The sequence below is a fragment of the Dyadobacter sp. genome, from assembly GCF_051859145.1.
Taxonomy (GTDB): Bacteria; Bacteroidota; Bacteroidia; order Cytophagales; family Spirosomataceae; genus Dyadobacter.
This window is the reverse complement of the sequence record NZ_JBHYGF010000203.1, coordinates 1-3,746: the sequence shown is the minus strand read 5'-3', so window position 1 is coordinate 3,746 and position 3,746 is coordinate 1. Positions and strand designations below refer to the sequence as shown.

Here is a 3,746-nt window from a genome sequence, read left to right as displayed (position 1 = left end):
GAAAACCCGATTACATTCTTGTTCAACTCTGCGTTGGTGGTATCCAGGAACGAGCTTGCAAAAAGCATCAGATCGTCTTTACGGTTTCTCAATGCAGGTACTTCGATCGTAAATTCGTTGAAACGGTAATACAAATCCTCGCGGAACTTGCCATTTTTGGCAGATTCAAGAAGGCGCTCGTTACTTGCCACGATAATCCGTACATCAAGGTCTATCTCTTTGGAACCCCCGATCCTCCTCATCTTACGCTCCTGCACTACACGCAGCAACGCAACCTGTATTTCGTATGATAAGTTGGAAACTTCATCAAGGAACAGGGTACCTCCGTTAGCCAGCTCAAAGTGACCGATTTTGGTTTGCAATGCACCCGTAAATGATCCTTTTTCGTGACCGAACAATTCACTACCTGCGAGTTCTTTCGAAATAGCACCGCAGTCCATTGCCACAAAGGGCATATCCTTCCTGCGTGAACGGTTGTGAATTTCCTGCGCGATCGCCTCTTTTCCCGAGCCGCTTTCTCCGTAAATAATCACGCTGAAATTGGTCGGTGCGACCAGGTCGACCTGCTTGAAAAGATTATCCGAAACATCGCTGTTACCCATAATGTAACCTGCCTTGGTCCGGGAATGCATTTTTCTGGTCGGCTTCGCAGTGGTTGTTTCAGAAGCAGCGCCTGGCGTACCTGAATACGAGTATTCCTGCTCGTCATTCTGCGAAGATTCTGCGTCGGCGAGCGCTTTTTTAACCGTTACCAGGATTTCATCCGGAAAAAGCGGTTTGGTGATATAATCATAAGCACCAGCTTTCATTACGCTGACCGCCACTTTAATATCTGAATAGCCCGTTATAATCAAAACCGGCACGTGCGGCCTTTTGGATTTAATAGCAGTCAGCAATTCCGTTCCGGTAATATCCCCCAAACGGAAATCAGTCATAACCAGATCCGGAGAGACCGATTCGATCAATGCCAGTCCGTCCTTGCCGTTTTGCGCTGTTTCAACTATGAAATCATTCTTGGACAAAAATCTTTTCAACAGAAAACAAATATCTGCCTCATCATCAACAACAACTATTTTTTTCATGCCAGGTTTCTAGGGCTTAACTTAATCAGATTTATATGGTAACTCGTAATCTTGCAGTCGGTATGTTCAATTGCTCGCGGTATTTGGCCACCGTTCTTCTCGCGACTGAATAGCCTTTTTCGGAAAGCATGTCTGTGATCTGCTGATCGTTGTAAGGATGTCTCTTGTCCTCGTCCAGCACAATCTCACGGATTGCTTCCTGGATTTCCCGGTTAGAAACCTCGGTGCCATCTTCATTGGTAACACCTTCTGTAAACAGGTCTTTCAGCAAAACGATCCCGAATGGTGTCTGTACATATTTGTTGGTTGTAACGCGTGATACCGTTGAAATATCCATATCAATGATCTCAGCTACATCTTTCAGGATCATCGGACGGAGCTTTTTCACATCGCCGGACTGAAAGTAATCATATTGCAACCTAACAATAGCCTTCAATGTGCTGAGCATTGTATTTTCACGCTGCTTAATGGCGTCAATAAACCATTTCGCAGAGTTCATTTTATTTTTCAGGAACTGGTTCGTCGCCTTGTCATTCTTCTGCTCGGCCATCTGCGTGAAAACCTTGTTCAGTTTCAATGCAGGGCTATTTCCCCAGGTAAGCTGTACTTCAATCTCTCCATCTTCGGTATACCAGAGCATAAAGTCCGGCTTGATACTTTCATTAACAATGGAATCATTGCGAAGTCCCGAAGCAGGTTTGGGATTAAGCGTGGTAATCAGCTGAACTGCCTTTTTGAGCGACTCTTCATCCAGCCCGGTAATGCGCATGATCTTGTCATAATTGCGTGAACCAAGCTCATCAAATGCATCACTCACAATCCGGTATGCCCATTTCCAGGTATCATTCTGCGTTTCTATGCGATTAAGCTGGATCAGCAGGCACTCTCGTAGGTCACTCGCCGCGATACCAGCAGGATCAAGCTGCTGGATTACTTTCAGCATGAGGTTCACCTCATCTGTATCGATGAACATGCTGTTGGCAAATGAAATATCGTCTGCTATTACCTCGCTTTCGCGTCTGAGAAACCCATCCTCGTCAAGCGAGTCAAGGATAAAATCTGCGATCAGCTGCTGTCTTTCGTCGAGTCTGAGGAAATGCACCTGCTGCTTCAAATCGTCCCGGAAGGAGATCGATTCGACCATCGGCCGGGTGTAAAGCTCATTGTCAGCCGACTGGTTGTTTGCGTATGTTTTGTAATCAGGAATATCGTCGTCCCTGAACTCGTCCCAATCATAATAATCCTGTACGGACGTATCATCTCCCGAGCCGGAGTCCGAAGGATCATCGAAATCGTCCGCTGTTTCTTCCGCGGCACTCTCTTCTTTACCTTCTTCCAGAATAGGATTTTCCTCTAATTCCTCTTTGATTCGTTGTTCAAGCTCCATTGTCGTCAAATGCAATAAATTCAGCATTTGAATCTGCAATGGAGAGTATTTTAAGGTCTGCCTTTGCGTCTGCGTTTGTCTTTGCATAGAGCAAGTAAGGGTAAAATGGTAATTCTCTTAATGCTTTAAATTTACTACTCTTTATTCAATCTTCCTGTAAGGTCAATCGTGAATATAAAGATTGCGTAGTTATTTCCACAGACTGAGTATTATAATTCAGAATGTCACAATTCTCTACGTCTTTGCTCACGTTGGTGTCAGCCGGAAGCTGGTTTTGAAACTCAGCTAAGTGTGCATGATCAGTAAAACGTACTTTGCCACCCTTTGGTCACGGGTCGGATTGCATTCGTTTTTATATGTCTGATTATCAAAAGTATCAAGACAAATCCTGACAGACAAAGTTGTTCTTGCAAAGGAATTCCGGCATTAATGCTGCCGTTTTTTTCTATGGCTGAAACATCCCGTTTATTCCTTGTTTGCGGAAAATAGATAACGGGATACCTGTAATAAAACAAAAGCCTTGCCGACATACACTGATGTTGCCGCATGCCTGCGAATACTTAGCCAGCAAACAACAAAAACCCTCCAAGTGAAGGGTTTTATCTATTTCTAAATAATGATGATTAAACAGGCTTGGTCGCGGGCTCGTCGGTTACCTTCTTCACCCAACGCAATCCTTTCAGCAACACTTCCTTCCCCTCACTTACACCGTGTTTCAGGATAACCTTCTCCACGACCATAGGTACTACGAAGTTCAGAGGTGGCGGCAGTCGCTTCAGTGCGGTACGAGCAATCAGGGTATGCACGCCCATTTGCAGCCCTTTTCCCCCGCCCAGCGCCTGCTTACCTGATGCTACCAGGCTATTTACAAAGCTGTACGATTCAGAGGCAGGCTTGCTGCCTGTTTTGTTTGTTGATGTAGTCGATGAATTTTCCATATAGCTACTAGTAAAAAATGGCCGGAATGCTTGATTCCGGCCTAAGTTTCTTATCTAAAATCGTTGATTTCATTTTTTGCAGCATCTGTATATTCGGCTGCTTTGTTTACTGCTTCATCTTTATATGCAAGTCCCTCCTCCTTCAAATCCTCAGCTGCTTTCTTAGCATCATGCTTGCTTCTTTCCAGCGCATCAATCAGGTCGCTGGCCAGGCTGTTTGTTTTTTTCTTGATCTTCTTTCTTGTGGTAGATCCTTCTTCGGGCGCTAGCAGCAATCCGATAACAGCTCCTACAAGTGCCGCTGACACAACTCCTAAAATAACTCTATTAGCTGACATA

Annotated in this window: 4 protein-coding genes; all 4 read right to left on the bottom strand. The window is 44.8% G+C overall.

The genetic code is table 11. The annotated features are described in order from the left end of the window. On the bottom strand, positions 1-1,082 hold a 1,082-nt coding region (locus ACTIE6_RS12955; protein ID WP_439557041.1), incomplete at its 3' end, for a sigma-54-dependent transcriptional regulator. Between the two features lie 31 nt (positions 1,083-1,113). Next, positions 1,114-2,556, bottom strand: coding sequence for an RNA polymerase factor sigma-54 (rpoN, locus tag ACTIE6_RS12950; protein WP_439557040.1), 1,443 nt, complete (start codon positions 2,554-2,556; stop codon positions 1,114-1,116). Between the two features lie 536 nt (positions 2,557-3,092). Then, positions 3,093-3,407: a hypothetical protein gene (locus ACTIE6_RS12945; RefSeq protein ID WP_439557039.1), complete on the bottom strand. Its 315-nt coding sequence runs from the start codon at positions 3,405-3,407 to the stop codon at positions 3,093-3,095. 50 nt (positions 3,408-3,457) lie between these two features. Continuing rightward, a partial coding sequence (locus tag ACTIE6_RS12940; protein WP_056285661.1) for a YtxH domain-containing protein occupies positions 3,458-3,746 on the bottom strand: 289 nt, incomplete at its 5' end.

Bases quoted from the DNA above. Each gene is read 5' to 3' on its own strand.
- ACTIE6_RS12945 (WP_439557039.1), bottom strand. From the start codon at position 3,407: ATGGAAAATTCATCGACTACATCAACAAACAAAACAGGCAGCAAGCCT.
- rpoN (WP_439557040.1), bottom strand. From the start codon at position 2,556: ATGCAAAGACAAACGCAGACGCAAAGGCAGACCTTAAAATACTCTCCA.